This is a genomic window from Pseudomonas nitroreducens TX1, assembly GCF_000313755.1.
GTDB lineage: Bacteria > Pseudomonadota > Gammaproteobacteria > Pseudomonadales > Pseudomonadaceae > Pseudomonas > Pseudomonas nitroreducens_A.
In genome coordinates, this window is the sequence record NZ_AMZB01000086.1 from 1 (window position 1) to 22,387 (window position 22,387).

A 22,387-nucleotide genomic window follows, 5' to 3' on the forward strand; every position below is an offset into this window, starting at 1 on the left:
CGTGAGGCCGCCTCCTACCCGATCCTGACTGTCCGGCGCGGCGTGACGCATCAGGCTGTAGTCAGGTAAACTCCCCGGCTATTTTTCGGCGGACCGCCGCCTTCAGCCTTCCGAGTGTGTTCGCCGTGAGTGACCTGAGTCATATCCGCAATTTCTCCATTATCGCCCACATCGACCATGGCAAGTCGACGCTGGCAGACCGCTTCATCCAGATGTGCGGCGGCCTGTCCGACCGCGAGATGGAGGCCCAGGTACTGGACTCCATGGACCTGGAGCGCGAGCGCGGCATCACCATCAAGGCGCATAGCGTCACCCTTCACTACAAGGCGAAGGACGGCAGGACCTACCAGCTGAACTTCATCGACACCCCCGGCCACGTCGACTTCACCTACGAAGTCAGCCGTTCGCTGGCTGCGTGCGAAGGCGCGCTGCTGGTGGTGGATGCCGGCCAGGGCGTGGAAGCGCAGTCGGTCGCCAACTGCTACACCGCTATCGAGCAGGGCCTGGAAGTGATGCCGGTCCTGAACAAGATGGACCTGCCGCAGGCCGACCCGGACCGCGTGAAGGACGAGATCGAAAGCATCATCGGTATCGATGCCACCGATGCCGTGGCCTGTTCGGCCAAGAGCGGCATGGGCGTCGACGAGGTGCTGGAGCGCCTGGTTGCGACCATCCCGTCGCCGGAAGGTAATATCGATGCGCCGCTGCAGGCGCTGATCATCGACTCCTGGTTCGACAACTACCTGGGCGTGGTCTCGCTGGTGCGCGTGAAGCACGGCCGCGTCAAGAAGGGCGACAAGATCCTGGTGAAGTCGACCGGCAAGGTCCACCAGGTGGACAGCGTCGGCGTCTTCACCCCGAAGCACACCGAGACTGCGGACCTCAAGGCCGGCGAAGTGGGCTTCATCATCGCCGGCATCAAGGACATCCTCGGTGCGCCGGTAGGCGATACCCTGACCCTCAACAGCACCCCGGACGTGGACGTGCTGCCGGGCTTCAAGCGCATCAAGCCGCAGGTCTACGCCGGCCTGTTCCCGGTCAGCTCGGACGACTTCGAGGACTTCCGCGAAGCCCTGCAGAAGCTGACCCTGAACGACGCTGCACTGCAGTACGAGCCGGAAAGCTCCGAGGCCCTCGGCTTCGGCTTCCGCATCGGCTTCCTCGGCATGCTGCACATGGAGATCATCCAGGAGCGCCTGGAGCGCGAGTACGACCTGGACCTGATCACCACCGCGCCGACCGTAATCTTCGAGATCGTGCAGAAGAACGGCGACATCCTCTATGTCGACAACCCGTCGAAGCTGCCGGACCTCTCGTCCATCGACGAGATGCGTGAGCCAATTTGCCGCGCCACTATCCTTGTGCCTCAGGAGCACCTGGGCAACGTCATTACCCTGTGCATCGAGAAGCGCGGCGTCCAGCGCGACATGCACTTCCTCAGTGGCCAGGTCCAGGTGATCTACGACCTGCCGATGAACGAAGTGGTGCTGGACTTCTTCGACCGCCTGAAGTCCACCAGCCGTGGCTATGCTTCGCTGGACTACAGCTTCGACCGCTTCGAGCCGGCCAACCTGGTTCGCCTCGATGTGCTGATCAACGGTGAGAAGGTTGACGCCCTCGCCCTGATCGTCCACCGCGACAACGCCCCGTACAAGGGCCGTCAGTTGGTGGAGAAAATGAAGGAATTGATTCCGCGGCAGATGTTCGATGTCGCGATTCAGGCGGCCATCGGTGGGCAGATCATCGCCCGCTCGACGGTCAAGGCGCTCAGGAAGAACGTGCTGGCCAAGTGCTACGGTGGTGACGTGAGCCGTAAGCGCAAGCTGCTGGAGAAGCAGAAGGCCGGTAAGAAAAGGATGAAGCAGGTCGGTAGCGTGGAGATTCCGCAGGAAGCCTTCCTCGCTGTGCTCAAAGTGGACAGTTGAACCCTATGACCCTGAATTTCCCGCTGTTGCTGGTGATTGCCGTCGCGGTATGCGGCGTTCTCGCCCTGGTGGACCTGGTGCTGTTTGCACCGCGCCGCCGGGCAGCCATTTCCGCCTACGAGGGCACAGTCGGCGAGCCCGACCCGGAAGTGCTGGAAAAACTGAACAAGGAGCCGGTGCTCGTCGAGTACGGCAAGTCGTTCTTCCCGGTGCTGTTCATCGTGCTGGTGCTGCGCTCGTTCCTGGTCGAGCCCTTCCAGATCCCGTCGGGTTCGATGAAGCCGACCCTGGAAGTGGGCGATTTCATCCTGGTGAACAAGTTCGCCTATGGCATCCGTCTGCCGGTGCTGGACACCAAGGTAATCCCGGTGGGTGATCCGCAGCGTGGCGATGTCATGGTGTTCCGCTACCCCAGCGACCCGAACATCAACTACATCAAGCGTGTCATCGGCGTACCGGGCGACACCATTCGCTACACCAGCGACAAGCGCCTGTACATCAACGACCAGGCCGTGGCCGAGTCGCTGGTGGGCGAAGAGCCGGGCACCTTGGGCAGCGTAACGCTGTATCAGGAGAAGCTGGGCGCGGTGGAGCACATGATCCGCAAGGAAATGACCCGCTTCCGCATCGAACCGGGCAAGCAGTGGAAAGTGCCGGCCGGCCATTACTTCATGATGGGCGACAACCGCGACAACTCCAACGACAGCCGCTACTGGAACGATCCGAAGATTCCCAAGGACCTGCTGGGCATGGTTCCGGACCGCAATATCGTCGGCAAGGCGTTCGCGGTGTGGATGAGCTGGCCGGACCCGAAAATGCGCAATCTGCCGAATTTCTCGCGAGTCGGCGTGATTCACTAAACTTGTGAGACGTTTCAGGCCGGCAAGGCTGGAGCGGTGCTAGAAAAGGGCGGGGCTGCACGCGGGGAGCGAGGCAGCCCCGCTTCACTTGGACCCGCCGCGCCTGGCGGGCATATAAGAAAGATACCGACATGAGGTCGATATGACGTACGCACGTTCGCAGAAGGGAATGTCGTTGCTGGGTTGGCTGGTCGTTCTTGCGCTCGTGGCGTTTCTTGCCAGTGCCGCGTTCAAGATCATTCCGCACTACCTGGACTACTACGCCATCGAGAAGGCCATCACCTCGGTGGAAACCGACAAGGCCGCCGAAGTGCATACTGTCCCCGAGTTCTATTCCTATGTAGGCAAGGCGCTGATGCTCAACAACATTCGCGACCTCAATCTGGACGATGCCCTGGACGTGAAGCTCGAGAACAACGAGTTCCGCGCCCACCTCAAATACGAAAAACGCGAGCCGCTGGTGCAGAACATCGACCTGGTGGTCAAATTTGACAAAGAATTCCGTGTACGAATGCCGTGAGTAACAACAGTCTGGATCGACTCGAGCGCAAGCTTGGCTACACCTTCCGCGACCAGGACCTGATGGTCCTGGCGCTGACCCATCGCAGTTTCGCCGGGCGCAACAACGAGCGCCTGGAATTTCTCGGTGACGCCATCCTCAACTTCGTCATCGGCGAAGCCCTGTTCACCCACTTTCCCCAGGCCCGCGAAGGCCAGCTGTCGCGCCTGCGCGCACGACTGGTGAAGGGCGAGACCCTGGCCCTGTTGGCCCGCGGGTTTGAGATCGGGGATTACCTGCGACTGGGTTCGGGTGAGCTCAAGAGCGGCGGTTATCGCCGCGAGTCGATCCTGGCTGACGCCATGGAGGCGCTGATCGGCGCCATCTATCTGGACACCGGCATGGATTCCGCCCGTGAGCGAATCATGGATTGGCTCGGCCCGCAGTTGCGCGAGCTGACCCCGGTGGATACCAACAAGGACCCCAAGACCCGCCTGCAGGAGTTCCTGCAGTCGCGCGGGTGCGAACTGCCGCGTTACGACGTGGTGGATATCCAGGGCGAACCGCATTGCCGCACTTTCTTCGTGGAGTGCGAGGTGGCCCTGCTGAACGACAAGACCCACGGCCACGGCGGCAGCCGCCGCATCGCCGAGCAGGTGGCCGCCGCCGCCGCACTGGCAGCCCTGGGCGTGGAGAATGGCCATGAGTGAGCACGAGCAAGACCAGCACGACCCATCCGAGCACGATGAAGCAGGAGCCGTTCGTTGCGGTTACGTCGCCATCGTCGGCCGCCCCAACGTCGGCAAGTCGACCCTGCTCAACCACATCCTCGGGCAGAAGCTGGCGATCACCTCGCGCAAGCCGCAGACCACCCGCCACACCCTGCTGGGTATCAAGACCGAGGGTGACGTGCAGGCGGTGTACGTCGATACCCCCGGCCTGCACAAGGACAACGACAAGGCGCTCAACCGTTACATGAACCGGTCGGCCAGCGCCGCGCTGAAGGACGTCGACGTGGTCATCTTCGTCGTCGACCGCAACCGCTGGACCGACGAAGACCAGATGGTCTATGACAAGGTCAAGTACGTGAGCTGTCCTGTCCTGCTGGCGGTGAACAAGGTCGACCGCATGGAGGACAAGGGCGAGTTGCTGCCGCATCTGCAGTGGCTGGCCGAGCAACTGCCCAACGCCGAAGTCGTGCCGATTTCCGCCCAGCACGGGCAGAACCTCGACGTCCTGGAATCCCTGGTGGCCGAGCGCCTGCCGGAGAGCGAGCACTTCTTCCCCGAAGACCAGATCACCGACCGCAGCAGCCGCTTCCTCGCCGCCGAACTGGTGCGCGAGAAGATCATGCGCCAGCTGGGTGCCGAGCTGCCGTACCAGGTCACGGTGGAGATCGAAGAGTTCAAGCAGGACGGTCCGATCCTGCACATCCATGCGCTGATCCTGGTGGAACGCGACGGTCAGAAGAAGATCATCATTGGCGAGAAGGGCGAGCGCATCAAAAGCATCGGCCAGAACGCCCGCAAGGACATGGAAGTGCTGTTCGACTCCAAGGTCATGCTCAACCTCTGGGTGAAAGTGAAGGGCGGCTGGTCCGACGACGAACGTGCGCTGCGTTCGCTGGGCTACGGCGACCTTTGATCCTTGCTGCCCCGCGAGCCATCGCGGGGCACACCCTCCGGGCGCCTGAGCGCGTCCGCCTTCCGACTTCCACTCCAGGCGCAGCGCCATGAGCCTCGCTTCTACTGCCCAAGCCGCCTTCGTCCTGCACAGCCGTCCCTACAAGGAAACCAGTGCGCTGGTGGATTTCTTCACCCCGCAGGGACGGCTGCGCGCCGTCCTTCGTGGTGCGCGGGGCAAGGCTGGAGCGCTGGCGCGGCCGTTCGTGCCGCTGGAAGCCGAATTCCGCGGGCGCAGCGACCTGAAGAATGTCGTGCGCCTGGAGCCCAACGGCATCCCCAACCTGCTCAGTGGCGAAGCGCTGTTCAGCGGCCTGTACCTGAACGAGCTGATGATTCGCCTGTTGCCGGCCGAAGACCCGCACCCCGCCCTGTTCGAGCACTACCGCGCGACCCTGCCGCTGCTGGCTGCCGGCAGCCCGCTGGAACCGCTGCTGCGCTCGTTCGAATGGCGGCTGCTGGACGACCTGGGCTATGGTTTTTCCCTGGACAGCGATATCGTCGGCCAGCCTGTCGCGCCGGATGGCCTCTACCGTCTGGTGCCCGACTCCGGCCTGGAACCGGTCGGCGGCCTGCAGCCGGGGCTGTTCCATGGCGCCGACCTGCTGGCAATGGCTGAAGCCGACTGGAGCGCGCCCGGCGCCCTGGCGGCGGCCAAGCGCCTGATGCGCCAGGCCCTGGCACCCCATCTTGGCGGCCGACCGCTGGTCAGCCGCGAGCTCTTCATGAATCGCAAGGACAACTCCCGTGACTGAAGCCAACCGTATTCTGCTCGGCGTGAACATCGACCACGTCGCTACCCTGCGCCAGGCTCGTGGCACCCGCTATCCCGACCCGGTGAAAGCCGCGCTGGACGCCGAGGAAGCCGGTGCCGACGGCATCACCGTACACCTGCGCGAAGATCGCCGGCACATCCAGGACCGCGACGTGCGCGTGCTCGCCGAAGTGCTGCAGACCCGCATGAACTTCGAGATGGGCGTCACCGAGGAGATGATGAAGTTCGCCGAGATCATCCGCCCGGCCCACGTCTGCCTGGTCCCGGAGACCCGCCAGGAACTGACTACCGAAGGCGGGCTGGACGTCGCCGGCCAGGAAGCGCGCATCCGCGAGGCGGTGCAGCGCTTGGCGGCTGCTGGTTGCGAAGTGTCGCTGTTCATCGATCCCGACCAGCGTCAGATCGAAGCTTCCGCGCGTATTGGCGCGCCGGCGGTGGAACTGCACACCGGCCGTTATGCCGACGCGCACAACCCGGCCGAAGCGGCCCATGAGCTGGCACGCATCCGCGATGGCGTGGAGTTCGGCCTGTCCCATGGTTTGATCGTCAACGCGGGCCACGGCCTGCATTACCACAATGCCGAGCCGGTGGCGGCGATTGCCGGGATCAACGAGCTGAACATCGGCCACGCCATCGTCGCCCATGCGCTGTTCGTGGGCTTCAAGCAGGCGGTCGCCGAGATGAAGGCGCTGATCGTGGCGGCGGCCAATCGCTGATTTGGGGGATGGACTTCATCTGGTCATTCGCCAGAGAACTTCCCTCTCCCTAACCCTCTCCCTGAAGGGAGAGGGGACTGATCGGCATCAGGCGAAGTACCGAGCTGCCCGGTGGCATCGGATGGCTCCCTCTCCCTTCAGGGAGAGGGCACGGGGAGAGGGAAACCCAGGCAAGGATTTTCAGAAGAACGCAGCTGTACCTGCGGGATTACAGATCAAGGCTTGCGCGCCACCAGCGTGGCGCGCAGTGGCGCCGGCAGGCCTTCGATGGTGCGGCTGTGGTCGTCCGGATCGAGGAAGTCCGGCAGCGACTGGTAGCGCATCCACTCCGTCGTCCGCTGTTCTTCCACCGATGTGCGGCTGATGTCCACGCTGCGTACATCGGTGAAGCCCGCGCGGCGCAGCCATAGCTCCAGCGCCGGCACCGATGGCAGGAACCATACGTTGCGCATCTGCGCGTAACGGTCCTCCGGCACCAGCACGGTGTTCACGTCGCCTTCTACCACCAGGGTTTCCAGCACCAGTTCGCCGCCACGGCGCAGGCAGTCCTTGAGTGCGAGCAGGTGGTCGATGGGCGAGCGGCGATGGTAGAGCACGCCCATGGAGAACACGGTATCAAAGCCTTCCAGCTTCTCCGGCAGGTCTTCCAGGGCGAAGGGCAGGTGCCAGGCCGGCAGGCCCGGCAGATAGCGCTTCATGGCGAGGAACTGGCAGAAGAACAGCCAGTTCGGGTCCACGCCCAGCACGCTGCGCGCGCCAGCGCCGAGCATGCGCCACTGGTAATAGCCGTTTCCGCAGCCGACGTCGAGAATGCGCTTGCCAGCCAGATCGATGTGCGGCGAGACACGCTCCCATTTCCAGTCCGAACGCCATTCGGTGTCGATGTGCACGCCGAACAGGTTGAACGGCCCCTTGCGCCACGGGATCAGCCCCTGCAAAGCCAACGTAAGCTGATCGCGGGTCGCTTCGTCGCAGGCGCCTTCCAGGTTGAAGCGCTCGCGCAACTCGACGGCAGCGGCTTGCAGCGCCGGCAGGCGATCCACCGCGGCCAGCCAGCGATCGAGATCGCCATGGCCATCGTCGACTTTGCTGGCCAGTTGCGCGGGCAGCGAGGCGGCCCAGGATTCCAGTGGCGTGCCGGCCAGTTCAAGGCGCAGGCGGTCGAGGTCGAAGCGTTCGATCATGGCAGGGCAATCAGGGAAGCGAAGTTGAGGCACTGGAACCAGGGCACGACCTTGGAGAATCCTGCGGCCAGCAGGCGCTCGCGGTGGGTCTCCAGGGTGTCGGGGCGCATGACGTTCTCGATGGCGGTGCGCTTCTGGGCGATTTCCAGTTCGCTGTAGCCATTGGCGCGCTTGAAATCGATGTGCAGGTCGGTGAGCAGGTCGTGCTCCTGCTCGTCGGCGAACCGCAGTTTTTCCGAGAGGATCAGCGCGCCGCCGGGCAGCAGGGCGCTGTGCAGGCGGGTGAGCAGTTCCAGGCGTTGTTCGGGGGCGATGAACTGCAGGGTGAAGTTCAGCGCAATCAGCGAGCAGGGCCTGAGGTCCAGCTTCAGGATGTCCGCCTCGATCAGTTCGACCGGCAGCAGCTCCTGGTGCATGGCGTCCTGGGCGCGCAGGTATTCGCCGCAGCGCTCGATCATCGGCGCGGAGTTGTCGACGCCGACGACGCGGCAGCCTTCGGTCTTCACGTGGCGGCGCAGCGCCTGGGTCACGGCGCCCAGCGAGCAGCCGAGGTCGTAGAGCACACTGTTCGGGGTGGCGAAGCGCGCGCCGAGTACGCCGATGTTCTCGACGATGGTGGGGTAGCCCGGCACGGATCGCTTGATCATGTCCGGGAAGACGCGCACCACGTCCTCATTGAAGGTGAAGTCGGGAACCTGGGTTTGCGGCTGGGCGAAGATGCGGTCGGATTCGCTCACGCTGGATCGGGCCTCGTTGCGCTGAACAGGCAAGCGGGCGCGGCGCGCCCGGTCTGCCGGGGCGCGCATTGTAGCCGAGGCGCGGGGTGCGCCCAAGCGTCAGCCGATAAGGGTCACTTGAGCTGGTCGGAGAAGTATTCGCCGGCGCCTTGCAATGGACCGAGGGGGTTCTTCTTGTCTTCCATGCGGCGGATGTTCGGCTCGCCGTTGCTGGTCTTGTGCACCACCACGTCGTCGATCAGCACGAACACCGGACGGAATGACCAGCCCTGCACCTGGCGGCGCTTGCGAAAGTTGAAGATGTCGGCCCAGAAACTGCCCACGCGCTGGCTGTCGGTCTTGTTGAAATCGAAGGCGTAGCCGATGCAGCGGTCCTTGGCCTGCAGGCAGGTCACCAGGCCGTCGGGCAGGTAGTCGATGGGGATGTTGGGCTGCACGAAGAGCAGGCGCACGTCGATGAAGGAAAGCATCTTGGCGTTGCCCTGGGACAGAGGGTCGAAGCCCAGCGCGTAGAGCTGCGACTTGGTGGTCTTGCCAGGGTCGACCTGGTTGTAGCGGCTCTGTGCATCCTGGTAATCCAGGAATGGTGACTGCACTTCCGCGCGTTCGCTGGGCAGCAGGCTGCCACAGGCAGAGAGCGTCAGGCAGGCTCCCAGCAACAACATCGAGCGAACTACTGCACGCATGGAGCTCCCCTTTTCCCAGTCTCTTATTGATTGATCTATAGCCGATGACAGAGGGCTCTGCCGGACTTTTCTCACGCCTTCGCGGGACTAGTCAACGGCGATGCCGTAACCCTGCATCAGGGGTTTCCATTGGTCGTTGCGGCGCAGTTCGCGCAGGCCTTCGTCGAGGTCGGCCAGGCGTTCCTGCACGCCTTCCAGGCGAGGATTGAGCGCGACGTACATGGGGCGTTTATCGGCGAGCTCGCCGGCTGCTTGAATGCGCTCGGTCAGGCCATGCCGGTGCAGGTAGTGCTCGACGATCTGGCTGTCTTCCAGCAGCACCGTGATGCGCCCGAGCAGCAGCTTCTGGATGTTGCGCTCGAGCACCTTTTCGCCGCTGAGCACTTGCACCTGTTCGTGGTTGGCGAGGTGCTCGTCGCGCCAGTCGTCCACTTCCTTGCCGTAGGAATAGCCCTGCGCCAGGCCGATGGACTGGCTGCTCAGCGAGGTCGGGCCCTTCCAGGTCCAGGGGTTATCGTTGCGCACGTAGAAACGCATGGTCACCCAGCCGATGGGCTCCTCGCCGATCAGCAGTTCCTCGGACTCTTCGCTGTACGCGCCGACCACGCCGTCCACCAGTCCCTCGCGGGCCATCTGCAAGGCGCGTGGCCAGGGCAGGGGTTCGAACAGGGGCGGTTGAGGGAGCACCTGGCCGAGGGCTTCGAGCAGGTAGCCGGGCTTGTCCGGATTATCCGGGCAGAGGTAGGGGCACCAGTCGTCGCCGGCCAGGCGCAAGGGGTCGGCGCTGGTCAGCGCCGAACAGAGGAGCAGCAGCGGTGACGCGATTCGCAGCATGTCAGGCCTGGGAAGTGGTTTGTCCTTCCGAGTATGGCAGAGCGATATGACGGGATGTGACGGACGCGGCGATACCGAACTGGCCAAGCCAGTAGGTCAGCATGATGGCGTAGGAGGAGCCATCGAAGGCGGCGACGAAGCGGCTGATGCCGATCATCGCGTCGGAGCTGACGAACAGCAGCGCGCCGAGAGCGGCGCACGCGCGGCTTGCGTTGGCGATGCCGGGTACGCCGAGGCGGGCGATGGCGCGCCAGAGCATGGTGCTGATAGTCAGGCTGTACAACGCAATCGGCAGCAACAGCGGTCCCAGGCCGCGGCTATAGAGCAGCGCGAACAGGCCGCCGCCCAAGCTGCCGGCGACCAGCAGGCCGAGCGGGGCGAAGCGGCGGGTATCGCCCAGGTAGGCGCCCAGGTAGGCCAGGTGCGCCAGCAGGAACGCGGCGAGGCCGGGCACGAAGGCGTTGATCGGCCATTCCAGTAGGATGTCGCCGAGCATCGACAGCACCAGGCCGGCGGCAACCCAGCGGCGATAGCCGCCGGCGGGGCTGCCGAGTATCCACAACAACATGGCCAGCACGGGCAGCGGCTTGCACAGCATGCGCAGGGCGTGCAGGTCGAAGGTGACGGCGAACAGGTAGGCGGCAGCGCCGATCAGTGCCAGGAGCGTGCAGCGCATGGGGTTCCCTCCCGAGGAAATGAACGTCCACTGTGCCGCAGCGCGACGCCAGGCCTACAGGCCGAAGGCGTCAGCGCGAGCGGCTTATGGCGCCTTCGTTGTCTGCGCTTATTCGACGGTGCCTACTTGACGAGGATGGGGCAGACGAAGGTCTGCGCCGGTGCTACTTCCGCTTCCCAGGGGCGGCGGTAGGCCAGTTCAAGCGTGTCCTCGCCGGCGGCGGTAACGCGGAAGCGCCAGGTGGATTCGCCGGCGCTGCCGACCAGGCCTGCGTCTTCCGGGTTGCTGTAGACCTCCGGGCCGAGGGCGCGCAGCAGGCCGTTGGCGGCGTTGCGCAGTTCCCAGCGGAAACCGGTGGTGGGGTTGCTCGGCAGGATCAGCACGAGTTCCTGGCCGGTGTGCAGTTTCAGCGGCTTGCAATCGCTGGCGTCTTCCAGGGTGACCACGGGTTTGCTCTGTCCGGCGCAGCCGGCGAGCAGGGCCAGGGTGAGGGGCAACAACGGGTGGTACGACGGCATGACGGCTCCTGAGTGGGGACAGGTTGGGGCGCAGGATACCGCAATCGTGGGAGAAGTAGAGGTTTCGCGGGGCGGAGGATATGTGGTGTCGGGTGGCGCCAGCCTGTAGGCGCGCCCCGTGGGCGCGATCGCGGCATGGCCCGCTCCTACAAGTTGCCCTCGCAATGTAGGCTGTCGTAGGAGCAGACTTTGTCCGCGATCAGCGCTGTGCCGTACGGTTCGCGAGCAAGCTCGCTCCTACAGGGAGCAGGAGCGAGCCGTTCGGTGTCAAACCGGGAACAGCACCCTCGCCACATCCCCGAAGCGCCGGGCGAAATGCACTGTCAGGCCTTCCTTCAGGTACTCCGGCAGCTCCTCGAAGTCGCCGCGGTTGGGCTCGGGCAGGATCAGCTCGAAGATCTTCTGCCGGCGCGCCGCGATGACCTTCTCGCGCACCCCGCCAATGGGCAGTACCTGGCCGGTGAGGGTCAGCTCGCCGGTCATGGCCACGCCCTTTTTCGGCGCCTGGTTGCGTGCCAGCGACAGCAGCGCGCTGGCCATGGTCACGCCGGCGCTGGGGCCGTCCTTGGGCGTGGCGCCCTCGGGTACGTGGAGGTGCACGAAGGCCTGGTCGAAGAAGGTCGACTCGCCGCCGTATTTCTTCAGGTTCGAGCTGATGTAGCTGTAGGCGATCTCCGCCGACTCCTTCATTACGTCGCCCAGTTGCCCGGTGAGCTTGAAGCCGCGGTTGAGCGTGTGGATGCGCGTCGCCTCGATGGGCAGGGTCGCACCGCCCATGCTGGTCCAGGCAAGGCCGGTGATCACGCCGATCCCGGACAGTACCTGCTCGGTGCGGAACACCGGCATGCCCAGGTACTCCTCCAGGTCCTTGGCGCCGATCTTCACCACCGAGTCCGGGTCTTCCAGCAGCTTCATCACTGACTTGCGTACCAGCTTGCCGAGCACTTTTTCCAGCTGGCGCACGCCGGCCTCGCGGGCGTAGCCCTCGATCACCGCGCGCAGGGCGGCGTCGTTGATCGATACCCGATGTTTGGGCACGCCGGCTTTTTCCAACTGCTTGGGCCACAGGTGGCGCTTGGCGATGGCCAGCTTCTCCTCGGCGATGTAGCCGGACAGGCGAATGACTTCCATGCGGTCCAGCAGCGGGCCGGGGATGGAATCCAGGGTGTTGGCGGTGCAGACGAACAGCACCTTGGACAGGTCCAGGCGCAGGTCCAGGTAGTGGTCGAGGAATTCGACGTTCTGCTCCGGATCGAGGGTCTCCAGCAGCGCCGAGGCGGGGTCGCCCTGGTAGCTGCTGCCGAGCTTGTCGATCTCGTCGAGCATGATCACCGGGTTCATCACCTCCACTTCCTTCAGCGCCTGCACCAGCTTGCCGGGCAGGGCGCCGATGTAGGTGCGGCGATGGCCCTTGATCTCCGCCTCGTCACGCATGCCGCCGACGCTGAAGCGGTAGAACGGCCGCCCCAGGCTCTCGGCAATGGACTTGCCGATGCTGGTCTTGCCCACGCCCGGCGGGCCGACCAAGAGCACGATGGAGCCGGCGATCTCGCCCTTGAAGGTGCCGACCGCAAGGAACTCGAGGATGCGGTCCTTCACGTCTTCCAGGCCGGAATGGTGCCGGTCCAGGACCTTGCGTGCGTGCCTGAGGTCGAGCTTGTCGACGCCCATCAGGCCCCACGGCACGGAGGTTGCCCAGTCCAGGTAGTTGCGCGTGACGGCGTATTCCGGCGAACCGGTCTCCAGGATCGACAGCTTGTTGAGTTCCTCGTCGATGCGCTTCTTCGCCTGCTCGGGCAGCGTCTTGCCTTCCAGGCGTGCGCGGAATTCGTCGGAATCCGCGCTCTTGTCATCCTTGGTGATGCCCAGCTCCTGCTGGATGATCTTCAGCTGTTCCTGCAGGAAGAACTCGCGCTGGCGCTCGCCGATCTTGCGGTTGACCTCGGCGGACAGTTCCTTCTGCAGGCGCGCGACTTCCACTTCCTTGCGCAGCAGCGGCAGCACCTTTTCCATGCGCTTGAGCATCGGCACGGTGTCCAGCACGCCCTGCAGCTCGGCGCCCGGCGCGGTGGTCAGTGCGGCGGCGAAGTCGGTCAGCGGCGACGGGTCGTTGGGGTTGAAGCGGTTGAGGTAGTTCTTCAGCTCTTCGCTGTACAGCGGGTTGAGCGGCAGCAGTTCCTTGATCGCGTTGATCAGGGCCATGCCGTAGGCCTTCACCTCGTCGCTCGGGTCGCTGGGGGTGTGCGGGTATTCCACTTCCACCAGGAAGGGCGGGCGGTGGCGCTTGATCCAGCCGCGGATGCGTACGCGCGACAGGCCCTGGGCGACGAACTGCAGCTTGCCGCCCTCGCGGCTGGCGTGGTGCACGCGTACCAGGGTGCCGTGCTCGGGCAGGCTGTCCGGGTCGAAGTGGCGCGGGTCTTCCGGCGGGTTCTCCATGAAGAACAGCGCCAGGCTGTGGTGCTCGGTCTTGGCGACCAGTTCCAGCGTCTCGGCCCACGGCTCCTCGTTGACGATCACCGGCAGCACCTGCGCGGGGAAGAACGGGCGGTTGTGGATCGGAATGACGTACACCGTGGTCGGCAGGTTCTGCCCCGGCAACACCAGCCCGGTGTTGCTGACCTCTTCGGCGCTATGGATATCGTGAATCTCGTCGTGGTCGCTCATGAGGCACCTGACTGATTGAACATGACAGTCTAGATGGGGAAACCGGCTCGGGGTTTCAATCCCATTGTTCGAAGGATATGTCTGGGGATGTTTCGGTCGATTGTGTACGACAGGTGCTTAGGAACGGATTAGCGACGCGGCCGCAGGAACTCGCTGGGCGGCCGGCCGAACTGGCGGCTGAACATGGCGCTGAAGGCGCTGGGCGTGCTGTAGCCCACTTCCAGCGCCACGCTCAGCACGCTCTCGCCCAGGGCCAGACGTTCCAGGGCGGCCAGCAGGCGTGCCTGTTGCCGCCATTGGCCGAAGGTCAGCCCGGTCTCGGCGCAGAACCAGCGTTGCACCGTCTTGCTGTCGACGCTCAGCCGGGCGGCCCAGTCGGTGAGGCTGGCATGGTCGCCGGGCTGGGCCTGGATGGCCTGGCACAGCGCACGCAGGCGCGGATGGGCGGGCAGGGGCAGGTGCAGCGGGAGCATCGGGTCTTCGCGCAGTTCATCGAGCATCAGGCCCAGCACGCGGCCGTCGCGGGAGTCCGGGGTGACCTCGCCGCTGATCGAAAGCGCCGCCAGGATCAGTTCCCGCAGCAGCGGAGAAACCGCCAGTACGCAGCAGTCTGCAGGCAGGTGCGGGGCGCTGCCCGGCTCCACATAAAGGGTGCGCACCTGCACGTCGCCGACCATGCGCGTCCAGTGTTCGACGCCGCCGGGTATCCACAGCCCCCGGTTGTCCGGTACCACCCACTGGCCGCTGGCGCTGCCGACCACCAGCACGCCGCGCACGGCGTAGAGCAACTGCGCACGGTGATGGCTGTGGGCGGGCACCTGATGGCCATCGGGGAAGTCCAGGGCGACGGCCGCCACCGGGCTGGCGGCCCGTTCGTCACCGTGGTTCTCCAGCGGTTGGGGTGGAATGTCCTTTTTGCGCATCTGGATGCCTGTTTGTCGTTAGACGACCACTTTCCTCTATCGTTAGGCTGCTTACCAGTCCCCTCTGCCTCGATGATCCCGCCATGAACGACATGTCCCTGATCGCCGAACAACTGGCCCGAATCGCCCAGTTGCTTGAACAATCCCTGCCTACGCGCGCCGAGGTGGCGCTGGAAGACAGCGCCATCGCTCACCTCTGGGAGTACCGCCAGGGCCAGCCGCGCCTGACACCGGTGGTCGAACCGGCACTGATCGCCTTCGACGACCTGCGCAATGTCGACCGGCAGAAGTCGCTGATCGAGCAGAACACCCGTCAGTTCGTGTCGGGCCGCCCGGCCAACAACGTGCTGCTGACCGGCGCGCGCGGCACCGGCAAGAGTTCGCTGGTGAAGGCCTGCCTGCACGCCTTCCACGCCGAGGGATTGCGCCTGATCGAGGTGGACAAGGAGCACCTGGCCGACCTGCCGCAGATCATCGACCTGCTGCGCCATCGCCAGGAGCGCTTCATCCTGTTCTGCGACGACCTGTCGTTCGAGGATGGCGAGACCGGCTACAAGGGCCTGAAGACCGTGCTCGATGGCTCGGTGGCCGGGCAGTCCGGCAACGTGCTGATCTACGCCACGTCGAACCGCCGCCACCTGCTGGCCGAGCGCGCCGAGGACAACCTGTCCTTCCAACGCGGCGAGAGCGGCGAACTGCACCCCGGCGAGGCGGTGGAGGAGAAGATCTCGCTCTCCGAGCGCTTCGGCCTGTGGATATCCTTCTATGCCTTCAGCCAGGAGCAGTACCTGGAGGCGGTCGCCCGCTGGCTGGAATACCACGGCCTGGGCGGCGTGCAGCCGGAGGAGTGGGAGCAGGCGGCGATCCGCTGGGCGACCCATCGCGGGTCGCGGTCCGGCCGAATCGCCGCACAGTTCGCCCGGGATTTCGCCGGGCGTCGGCCGTAGCCTTTAGAACGCCACTTTTACCCCCGCCTGGATGCCACGCCCGCCAGCCGGCACGCTATCGCGCAGGATCGAGCTGGCGTAGCGCACGGTCTGGTCGGTCAGGTTCTCGCCCTTGACGAAGGCCAACCAGCGGCTGTCGCCCAGGTCGAAGCGGTAGCCGAGGCTGGCCCCGAGGGTGGTATAGCCGTCGGTGCGCAGTTCGTTCTCCGGCACGCGATTCTGGTCGGCGGCGTATTCCACCTCGACCCGAGCCTGCCACTGCTGCAGCTCCCACAGCAGTGCGCTGTTCAGGCGTAGCGGGGCGATGCGCGGCAGCGCTTCGCCGGTGTCCTTGTTCTTGGCGCGGGTGTAGTCGCCGGACAGCTCCAGGTCGAAGCGGCCGTAGGGGCTGTCCAGAAGGTGGATGCGGTCCTGTGCCTCGACGCCGTAGAAGTCCGCCTTCACGCCGCTGTAGAGGTACTCGGGCAGCGCCTCGTCGTCGCCTGCGTCCACCACCGCGCCTTCCTCGTCGCGATAACGCCCGCTGGCCAGCAGGCCGATGTAGTTGGAGAAGCGGCTGTAGAACACGCCGACGCTGCCCTTGTGGCGGCCGTTGTCGAAGCGCAGGGCGAGGTCGGTGGAGACAGCTTTTTCCTTGCTTGCGTCGGCATCGCCCACTTCATAGGTGCCGGTAGCGGCGTGGGCGCCGTTGGCGTACAGCTCGTAGAAGGTTGGCGCGCGCTCGGTGTAGGCCAGGGTCCCGGCCAGCGACCAGATCGGCGTCAACTTGTAGACCGCGCCGGTGGACAGGCTGCCGGCGGTGAAGCTGCGCGCGTCGTCGTTCTCGGCGAAGCGCTCGTTGTCCTTGGCGTTGGGCTCGATGCGCGTGTGCTCGACGCGGCCGCCCAGGTTCAGCGCCAGGCGTTCGGTGGCCTGCCAGTTCTCCAGGAAGAACAGCGCGGCGCTGTCGGTCTCGGTGTGCGGTACGAAGGCTTCCTCGCCCAGCGCGGAGAAGCGGCTGTTGGCGACCTGCGCGCCAACCACGCCGTCCAGTGGTCCGATGGGTTTGTGCCGGGCCTCGATGCGTGCCTCGTAGCCGTCGTTCTTGAAGGTGGTCCCGGTCTCGCCGTCCTCGATTTCCTTGTGCTGGTACTCGGTGTAGGCGGCGTCCAGCTTCACCGAGCTGAAGGGGCCGTCGAGGTCGCGGATTTCCGAGGCGAAGGCGTAGCGGTCCTGCTGCATCTTCAGCCGCACATCGTCTTCGGCGGGCGAGCCGTAGTTGCTGTCGTAGCCGCTGTAGGAGAGGCCGGCATAGCCGTGGTCCCAGTGGTAGCTGCCGCCGATGGCGCCGCTGTCCTGGCGGCCGTCACTGTTGCTCACGCGGTGCCTGGAGTCGTCGCCATCGGTCTGGCGCTGGCGTGCCGAGTGGGCGTAGCCGGGGATGCGCAGGTCGTTGAACTCGCGAGAGCCAGCGTCCAGGTGCAGGGCAAAGGTGCCGTCACCGGCCTCCAGCGCGCCGGCGGCGCTGCGGGTGGTGTCCGAGCCGCCGTAGCGCAGCTCGCCCTGGCCGTGGATGCCGTCCACCGGTTCGCTGGGGATGCGGTTGTCGAAGCTGTTGACCACGCCTCCGATGGCGTTGCCGCCGTAGAGCAGGGCGGCCGGGCCGCGCACGACTTCGATGCGTTCGACCACATTGGGGTCTTCCGGCACGGCGTGGTCGTAGGACAGCGACGAGGCGTCCAGCGCGCCCACGCCATTGCGCAGGATGCGAATGCGGTCGCCGTCCATGCCGCGGATCACCGGGCGGCTGGCGCCGGGACCGAACCAGGTGGAGGAAACGCCGGGCGTGCCGTTGAGGGTTTCACCCAGGCTGCCTTTCTGCCGCAGGGTCAGCTGGTCGCCCTGCAGGACGCTGCTCGGTGCGGCAGGGGAGGCGTCACCCAGCGGGTTGGCGGTAATCACCTGGGGTTCCAGCTCGGTGGGCGCGGCCTCGGCCAGCGAGGGTGCGCCGGCGCACAGGGCCAGGCCCAGCGGTGCTAGACGCCAGCGTGGGCGGGAGAGGGATGGGGGCATGACGAGCTCCTGGTTTTTCTTCTGGAAAAGCGAACCCCTCCCTCGTGATCGGGGATGCGCCAGGCGGCGGGGAAGGGGGATAGGAAGATGTATTATTTGTTATAACATAACATATCTATTGGTTAGCAAGATTTTCTTGCTTAGATGATTTTGTGTGAGCTCAAGCGGAGTTGCGCCAGGTTGCACCTTCCGGCTGGGCAGGCTGACGGAAATTTCGTAACATGCTCAAAATTTGATCAGCCAATGCCCATGTTCGATACCCGCCTCGTCAGGCTGTCCGACCAGACCGACCAGCATGCCCATGATCATCACCAGTTGGTGATGTCCGTCAGCGGCCGCGCGGAATTCGAGATCGACGGCGCGGGCGGTGAGGTCTGCCGCATGCGCGCGTGCCTGGTGCCGGGGAATGTCGGGCACGAGTTCGCCGGGTTGGGCGACAACCGCATGCTGATCGTCGATCTCGACGAAGCCGGCACTGGCGAGCAGGATCGCGAACTGCTGGCGCGGCTGTTCGAGGCGCCGCGTTTCCCGACCCTGGATGCGGACTTCCAGAATCTGCTCAGCTACGCCGGCGCCGAGACCGCCCGCTACGGCGATGACCCGCTACTGGCCCGCGCCCTGGGCGGGGTGCTGTTGCGGGCACTGCACCTGCGGCTGTTTGGCGAGGATCGCGCGCCGCGCAACGGGCCGCTGGATCTGGAGCGGCTGGACGGCTATATCGCCGCTCACCTGTCGCGGCGCATTACCGTGGCCGAACTGGCGCAGGTCGCCTGCCTGAGCCCCAGCCACTTCCATGCGCAGTTCAAGGACCGCGTTGGCCTCACGCCACACCAGTACCTGCTGCGCCAGCGTCTCGACCGCGCCGCGCGCCTGCTCCGGGAATCCGACCTGCCGCTGGTCGGCGTAGCCGGGGAGTGCGGTTTTTCCAGCCAGAGCGCGTTGACCACGGCGATGCGCCGCTACCTGGGGCTGACGCCGGGCAACCTGCGCCGCTGCTGCGTTCGTTAGTCTGTGCACCGTCGATTGCTGATCGAAGGGTCAATTGCCGACCCGCGGGTGCCGGAGTCTTTTGCAAGAACTCCAGAGCTTTCAGCAAGAAATTCGTAGGGTGCAACCCCTAGAGTCCGCCCACCGCGTTGCTGGTGTTCCAAGGTGCAACCCGGTCAGACCAAGAACAACAGCCAGCTTGATACGCGGGAGGGGCAGCATGCCCATCACCGGTTCTGTCTACGCTCGTAGCGCGCCTGCACCTGGCCGTGCCACCCCCGCCACGGTCCGGCCCGCAGCGCCCGCCCGTGCTCTTGCGCCGTCCGCCCTCGGACCAGCGGCGCCATTCGCCCCGTTGCTTTCTGTACAATCCGCGCCCTCGCGCGCCGGCCTGCCCCTGCCGCACCTTCATGCGCGCATCAGCACAGTTTCAATCACTCGCGACGAACGCCGTTGCCAGCCCCGTATCGTGTGGCTGGCAGGCATTTGCCGAGAGCAGGGCGCCCACATCGGCGCTTGATGGATGACCGGGCATCGCCCGGAAATCGCCTCGCACATCGCTTACCGGCGAAGGCGGGACGGAGGCCACCGTGGTGAGACGGTGGCCGCAGGAAGACGCCAGCAAGGACGGGGGCGTGCCTGCGTCGGGATGCGTAGCGGTTCGGTGCCGGTTTGGCGCCACGCGCACCCCGGTTTGCCTGTGAGCAAGCGCTAACCGGTCGGCGTCAACCACGCCGACTGCCAGTCAAGGGTCCGCGACACCCCGCGAACCTGGATAAAAACAAGCTGTAGGGGAGTCCCCATGAGCGTCAACACGCCAACACTGATCACCTTCGTGATCTACATCGCAGCCATGGTTCTGATCGGCCTGGCCGCCTACCGTTCGACCAACAACTTCTCCGACTACATCCTCGGTGGCCGCAGCCTCGGCAGCTTCGTCACCGCGCTGTCGGCCGGTGCTTCGGACATGAGCGGCTGGCTGCTGATGGGCCTGCCGGGCGCCATCTACCTGTCGGGCATCTCCGAAAGCTGGATCGCCATCGGCCTGATCTGCGGTGCCTACCTGAACTGGCTGTTCGTCGCCGGCCGCCTGCGTGTGCACACCGAGCACAACGGCAACGCGCTGACGCTGCCGGACTACTTCAGCACCCGTTTCGAGGACAACAGCCGCGTCCTGCGCGTCATCTCCGCGCTGGTGATCCTGGTGTTCTTCACCATCTACTGCGCCTCCGGCATCGTCGCCGGCGCCCGCCTGTTCGAAAGCACCTTCGGCATGTCCTACGAGACTGCCCTGTGGGCCGGTGCCGCCGCGACCATCGCCTACACCTTCGTCGGTGGCTTCCTGGCGGTGAGCTGGACCGACACCGTGCAGGCCTCGCTGATGATCTTCGCGCTGATCCTCACCCCGATCATCGTGCTGTTCGCCACCGGTGGCGTGGAGCCGACCTTCGCGGCCATCGAGCTGAAGGACGCGGCCAACTTCGACATGCTCAAAGGCGCCTCCTTCGTCGGCGTGATCTCGCTGATGGCCTGGGGGCTGGGCTATTTCGGCCAGCCGCACATCCTGGCGCGCTTCATGGCCGCCGACTCGGTCAAGTCGATCCCGGCTGCCCGCCGCATCTCCATGACCTGGATGATCCTCTGCCTGGGCGGCGCGGTTGCCGTGGGCTTCTTCGGCATCGCCTACTTCCAGGCGCATCCGGAGCAGGCTGGCGCGGTCGGTGAGAACCACGAGCGCGTGTTCATCGAACTGGCGAAGATCCTCTTCAACCCGTGGATCGCCGGCGTGCTGCTGTCCGCCATCCTCGCCGCGGTGATGAGCACCCTGAGTTGCCAGCTGCTGGTGTGTTCCTCGGCGCTGACCGAAGACTTCTACAAGGCCTTCCTGCGCAAGAACGCCAGCCAGCTCGAGCTGGTGTGGGTCGGCCGCGCCATGGTGCTGCTGGTGGCGCTGATCGCCATCGCCCTGGCCGCCAATCCGGAAAACCGCGTACTGGGCCTGGTCTCCTACGCCTGGGCCGGCTTCGGCGCCGCCTTCGGTCCGCTGGTGCTGTTCTCCGTGCTGTGGAAGGGCATGACCCGCAACGGCGCGCTGGCCGGCATCATCGTCGGCGCGGTCACCGTGATCGTCTGGAAGCAGTTCGGCTGGCTCGGCCTGTACGAGATCATTCCGGGCTTCATCCTCTCCAGCATCTCCATCGTGGTGTTCAGCCTGATCGGTGCCGCACCGTCGAAGGCGATGATCCAGCGTTTCGAGGAAGCCGAGGCGGAATACGCCGAGTCCACTCAGCCGGCCGGCACTGTCGCGACCAGCCGCTGATCCTGAGCTGAAGTAAGGAAGGTCGCGCTCCCGAAAGGGGCGCGGCCTTTTTCTTTCGGGTTTTTGTAGGAGCGAGCTTGCTCGCGAACCTCTTGATGCCGGGGTGCCGGGTGGGTTCGCGAGCAAGCTCGCTCCTGCAGTTCATGGCTCCTACGCTAGTTGGCAAATCCGGCGCGGGGCGATCAGCGCGAGGTGTTGCCGCTCAGCGCTGCCGCATAGCGCCAGCAGGCGAACAGGCACAGCAGCAGGCCGACCACTGCCAGCGCGCCGCCGACGTAGCCGATCCATTCCAGCCCCATGCCCACTGCCACGCGGCTGCCCAGCAGCGCGCCGCCGCCGATGCCGACGTTGTACAGGCCGGAGAACATCGCCATGGCCACGTCAGTCGCATCATGGGCGAGCTGCAGAACCTTGGCCTGCAGCGCCAGGCCGAAGCAGAGGATCGCCGCGCCCCAGAACAGGCTCAGGCCCAATAGTGCCGTGGAAGAGTGGGCCAGTGGCATCAACAGCAGGAGCGAGCCGCCGAGCACGGCGATGGCGATGCACGGGAAGGCGCGGGGGGCGCGCTCGCTGTAGCGGCTGAAGAGGATCGAGCCGAACATTCCGGCGCCGCCGAACAGCAGCAGGAGCAGGGTGGTCTTCTGGCTATCGAGCGCAGCGACCTCGCGGGCGAACGGTTCGATGTAGCTGTAGGCGGTGAATTGCGCGGTGATCACCAGCACGGTGAGCACGTACATCGACACCAGCGCCGGACGGCGCAGCAGCAGCGGCAGGCTGCGCAGCGACCCGGAATTCTGGCTCGGCAGCAGCGGCAGCGCGCGGGCCAGCCAGAGCACCACCACCACCGAGACGCCGGCGATGGTGAGGAAGGTCGTGCGCCAACCCAGGGCCTCGCCGAGCATGCGCCCAAGCGGGATGCCGAGAACCATCGCCAGGATGGTTCCGGTGGCCAGCAATCCGAGGGCTTTCGCCTGCTGGCCCGGCGGCGCCACGCGCACCGCGAGCGACGCGGTGATCGACCAGAACACCGCGTGGGCGAAGGCGATGCCGAAGCGGCTGATCATCAGCACGGTGAAGTTCCAGGCGAAGCCGGAGAGCACGTGGCTGGCGATGAACAGGCAGAAGATCACCACCAGCAGGCGGCGGCGCTCCATGTTGCGGGTCAATTGCATCAGCGGCAGCGAGGCCAGCGACACGACCCAGGCATAGAGCGTGAGCATCAGCCCGGTCTGTTCCGGACGCATGTCGAAGCTCGCGCCGATGTCGCTGAGCAGGCCCACCGGGACGAATTCGGTGGTGTTGAAGATGAAGGCGGCGATGGCCAGGGCGATGACGTTCAGCCAACTGCCGGAGCGGGTTTCTTGCGCGGTGGTCATGGGAATCCTGAGGTGAAGTGGGG

At 65.3% G+C, this 22,387-nt stretch carries 20 protein-coding genes; 10 read left to right on the forward strand and 10 right to left on the reverse strand.

Translation table 11 applies throughout. The features are described from left to right. The first annotated feature begins 125 nt into the window (after positions 1–125). The 7 genes from lepA to pdxJ all read left to right on the forward strand — a co-directional run bounded on the left by lepA (position 126) and on the right by pdxJ (position 6,457). Entirely contained in the window at positions 126–1,925 is a 1,800-nt protein-coding gene (gene lepA, locus C167_RS0106190) for a translation elongation factor 4 (protein WP_026078836.1), read from the forward strand. A 5-nt stretch (positions 1,926–1,930) separates the two neighbouring features. After that, positions 1,931–2,785: a signal peptidase I gene (gene lepB / locus C167_RS0106195; protein WP_017517393.1), complete on the forward strand. Its 855-nt coding sequence runs from the start codon at positions 1,931–1,933 to the stop codon at positions 2,783–2,785. Between the two features lie 142 nt (positions 2,786–2,927). Beyond that, positions 2,928–3,305: a DUF4845 domain-containing protein gene (locus tag C167_RS0106200; protein WP_017517394.1), complete on the forward strand. Its 378-nt coding sequence runs from the start codon at positions 2,928–2,930 to the stop codon at positions 3,303–3,305. Then, a complete protein-coding gene (gene rnc, locus C167_RS0106205; protein ID WP_017517395.1) occupies positions 3,302–3,994 on the forward strand; it encodes a ribonuclease III in 693 nt (230 codons plus the stop codon). Before C167_RS0106200 ends, rnc begins: the two co-directional genes overlap by 4 nt. Continuing rightward, positions 3,987–4,928: a GTPase Era gene (gene era, locus C167_RS0106210; protein WP_017517396.1), complete on the forward strand. Its 942-nt coding sequence runs from the start codon at positions 3,987–3,989 to the stop codon at positions 4,926–4,928. The genes rnc and era overlap by 8 nt, the downstream gene beginning before the upstream one ends. Positions 4,929–5,016: 88 nt before the next feature. Further along, positions 5,017–5,721 carry a DNA repair protein RecO gene (gene recO / locus C167_RS0106215; RefSeq protein ID WP_017517397.1) on the forward strand — a complete coding sequence of 235 codons (705 nt, stop codon included), beginning with the start codon at positions 5,017–5,019 and terminating at the stop codon, positions 5,719–5,721. Further along, positions 5,714–6,457: a pyridoxine 5'-phosphate synthase gene (gene pdxJ, locus C167_RS0106220; RefSeq protein ID WP_017517398.1), complete on the forward strand. Its 744-nt coding sequence runs from the start codon at positions 5,714–5,716 to the stop codon at positions 6,455–6,457. The genes recO and pdxJ overlap by 8 nt, the downstream gene beginning before the upstream one ends. Positions 6,458–6,672: 215 nt before the next feature. Here the strand turns inward: pdxJ and cmoB are convergent, their stop codons facing one another. The 8 genes from cmoB to C167_RS0106260 form a co-directional block, all read right to left on the reverse strand. After that, entirely contained in the window at positions 6,673–7,641 is a 969-nt protein-coding gene (gene cmoB, locus C167_RS0106225) for a tRNA 5-methoxyuridine(34)/uridine 5-oxyacetic acid(34) synthase CmoB (RefSeq protein WP_017517399.1), read from the reverse strand. Next, complete coding sequence (cmoA, locus tag C167_RS0106230; RefSeq protein WP_017517400.1) at positions 7,638–8,378, reverse strand: carboxy-S-adenosyl-L-methionine synthase CmoA; 741 nt, start codon at positions 8,376–8,378, stop codon at positions 7,638–7,640. The genes cmoB and cmoA overlap by 4 nt, the downstream gene beginning before the upstream one ends. A 113-nt stretch (positions 8,379–8,491) precedes the next feature. Further along, on the reverse strand, positions 8,492–9,064 hold the full coding sequence (locus C167_RS0106235) for a hypothetical protein (RefSeq protein ID WP_026078837.1): 573 nt from the start codon (positions 9,062–9,064) through the stop codon (positions 8,492–8,494). Between the two features lie 87 nt (positions 9,065–9,151). Next, positions 9,152–9,898: a substrate-binding periplasmic protein gene (locus C167_RS0106240; RefSeq protein ID WP_017517402.1), complete on the reverse strand. Its 747-nt coding sequence runs from the start codon at positions 9,896–9,898 to the stop codon at positions 9,152–9,154. A gap of 1 nt (position 9,899) precedes the next feature. Beyond that, the gene (locus C167_RS0106245) at positions 9,900–10,574 is read right to left on the reverse strand and encodes a lysoplasmalogenase (RefSeq protein ID WP_017517403.1); all 675 of its coding nucleotides are present in this window, start codon (positions 10,572–10,574) and stop codon (positions 9,900–9,902) included. A 122-nt stretch (positions 10,575–10,696) separates the two neighbouring features. Then, positions 10,697–11,092 carry a protease inhibitor I42 family protein gene (locus C167_RS0106250; protein WP_017517404.1) on the reverse strand — a complete coding sequence of 132 codons (396 nt, stop codon included), beginning with the start codon at positions 11,090–11,092 and terminating at the stop codon, positions 10,697–10,699. A gap of 267 nt (positions 11,093–11,359) precedes the next feature. After that, entirely contained in the window at positions 11,360–13,759 is a 2,400-nt protein-coding gene (gene lon / locus C167_RS0106255; protein ID WP_017517405.1) for an endopeptidase La, read from the reverse strand. A 128-nt stretch (positions 13,760–13,887) separates the two neighbouring features. Beyond that, the gene (locus C167_RS0106260; protein WP_017517406.1) at positions 13,888–14,682 is read right to left on the reverse strand and encodes an AraC family transcriptional regulator; all 795 of its coding nucleotides are present in this window, start codon (positions 14,680–14,682) and stop codon (positions 13,888–13,890) included. Between the two features lie 83 nt (positions 14,683–14,765). Here C167_RS0106260 and C167_RS0106265 point away from each other — a divergent pair, with 83 nt between their 5' ends. Continuing rightward, positions 14,766–15,629, forward strand: coding sequence for an ATP-binding protein (locus C167_RS0106265; RefSeq protein ID WP_017517407.1), 864 nt, complete (start codon positions 14,766–14,768; stop codon positions 15,627–15,629). Between the two features lie 3 nt (positions 15,630–15,632). Here the strand turns inward: C167_RS0106265 and C167_RS0106270 are convergent, their stop codons facing one another. Further along, on the reverse strand, positions 15,633–17,681 hold the full coding sequence (locus C167_RS0106270) for a TonB-dependent receptor (protein ID WP_017517408.1): 2,049 nt from the start codon (positions 17,679–17,681) through the stop codon (positions 15,633–15,635). Positions 17,682–17,930: 249 nt separating this feature from the next. Here C167_RS0106270 and C167_RS0106275 point away from each other — a divergent pair, with 249 nt between their 5' ends. Together C167_RS0106275 and putP are read left to right on the forward strand one after the other, a co-directional pair. Further along, positions 17,931–18,689: an AraC family transcriptional regulator gene (locus C167_RS0106275; RefSeq protein ID WP_026078838.1), complete on the forward strand. Its 759-nt coding sequence runs from the start codon at positions 17,931–17,933 to the stop codon at positions 18,687–18,689. A gap of 781 nt (positions 18,690–19,470) precedes the next feature. Continuing rightward, a complete protein-coding gene (gene putP, locus C167_RS0106280; RefSeq protein ID WP_017517410.1) occupies positions 19,471–20,988 on the forward strand; it encodes a sodium/proline symporter PutP in 1,518 nt (505 codons plus the stop codon). A gap of 182 nt (positions 20,989–21,170) precedes the next feature. Here putP and C167_RS0106285 read toward each other — a convergent pair whose 3' ends face one another. Beyond that, positions 21,171–22,364: a sugar transporter gene (locus C167_RS0106285; protein WP_017517411.1), complete on the reverse strand. Its 1,194-nt coding sequence runs from the start codon at positions 22,362–22,364 to the stop codon at positions 21,171–21,173. Positions 22,365–22,387 lie beyond the last annotated feature (23 nt).

What these genes read in the sequence shown, in the direction of transcription:
- lepB (WP_017517393.1), top strand. Translation starts at nt 1,931, where the DNA reads ATGACCCTGAATTTCCCGCTGTTGCTGGTGATTGCCGTCGCGGTATGC.
- C167_RS0106200 (WP_017517394.1), top strand. Translation starts at nt 2,928, where the DNA reads ATGACGTACGCACGTTCGCAGAAGGGAATGTCGTTGCTGGGTTGGCTG.
- era (WP_017517396.1), top strand. Translation starts at nt 3,987, where the DNA reads ATGAGTGAGCACGAGCAAGACCAGCACGACCCATCCGAGCACGATGAA.
- recO (WP_017517397.1), top strand. Translation starts at nt 5,017, where the DNA reads ATGAGCCTCGCTTCTACTGCCCAAGCCGCCTTCGTCCTGCACAGCCGT.
- cmoB (WP_017517399.1), bottom strand. Translation starts at nt 7,641, where the DNA reads ATGATCGAACGCTTCGACCTCGACCGCCTGCGCCTTGAACTGGCCGGC.
- C167_RS0106235 (WP_026078837.1), bottom strand. Translation starts at nt 9,064, where the DNA reads ATGCGTGCAGTAGTTCGCTCGATGTTGTTGCTGGGAGCCTGCCTGACG.
- C167_RS0106240 (WP_017517402.1), bottom strand. Translation starts at nt 9,898, where the DNA reads ATGCTGCGAATCGCGTCACCGCTGCTGCTCCTCTGTTCGGCGCTGACC.
- C167_RS0106245 (WP_017517403.1), bottom strand. Translation starts at nt 10,574, where the DNA reads ATGCGCTGCACGCTCCTGGCACTGATCGGCGCTGCCGCCTACCTGTTC.
- C167_RS0106250 (WP_017517404.1), bottom strand. Translation starts at nt 11,092, where the DNA reads ATGCCGTCGTACCACCCGTTGTTGCCCCTCACCCTGGCCCTGCTCGCC.
- lon (WP_017517405.1), bottom strand. Translation starts at nt 13,759, where the DNA reads ATGAGCGACCACGACGAGATTCACGATATCCATAGCGCCGAAGAGGTC.
- C167_RS0106260 (WP_017517406.1), bottom strand. Translation starts at nt 14,682, where the DNA reads ATGCGCAAAAAGGACATTCCACCCCAACCGCTGGAGAACCACGGTGAC.
- C167_RS0106265 (WP_017517407.1), top strand. Translation starts at nt 14,766, where the DNA reads ATGAACGACATGTCCCTGATCGCCGAACAACTGGCCCGAATCGCCCAG.
- C167_RS0106270 (WP_017517408.1), bottom strand. Translation starts at nt 17,681, where the DNA reads ATGCCCCCATCCCTCTCCCGCCCACGCTGGCGTCTAGCACCGCTGGGC.
- C167_RS0106275 (WP_026078838.1), top strand. Translation starts at nt 17,931, where the DNA reads ATGTTCGATACCCGCCTCGTCAGGCTGTCCGACCAGACCGACCAGCAT.
- putP (WP_017517410.1), top strand. Translation starts at nt 19,471, where the DNA reads ATGAGCGTCAACACGCCAACACTGATCACCTTCGTGATCTACATCGCA.
- C167_RS0106285 (WP_017517411.1), bottom strand. Translation starts at nt 22,364, where the DNA reads ATGACCACCGCGCAAGAAACCCGCTCCGGCAGTTGGCTGAACGTCATC.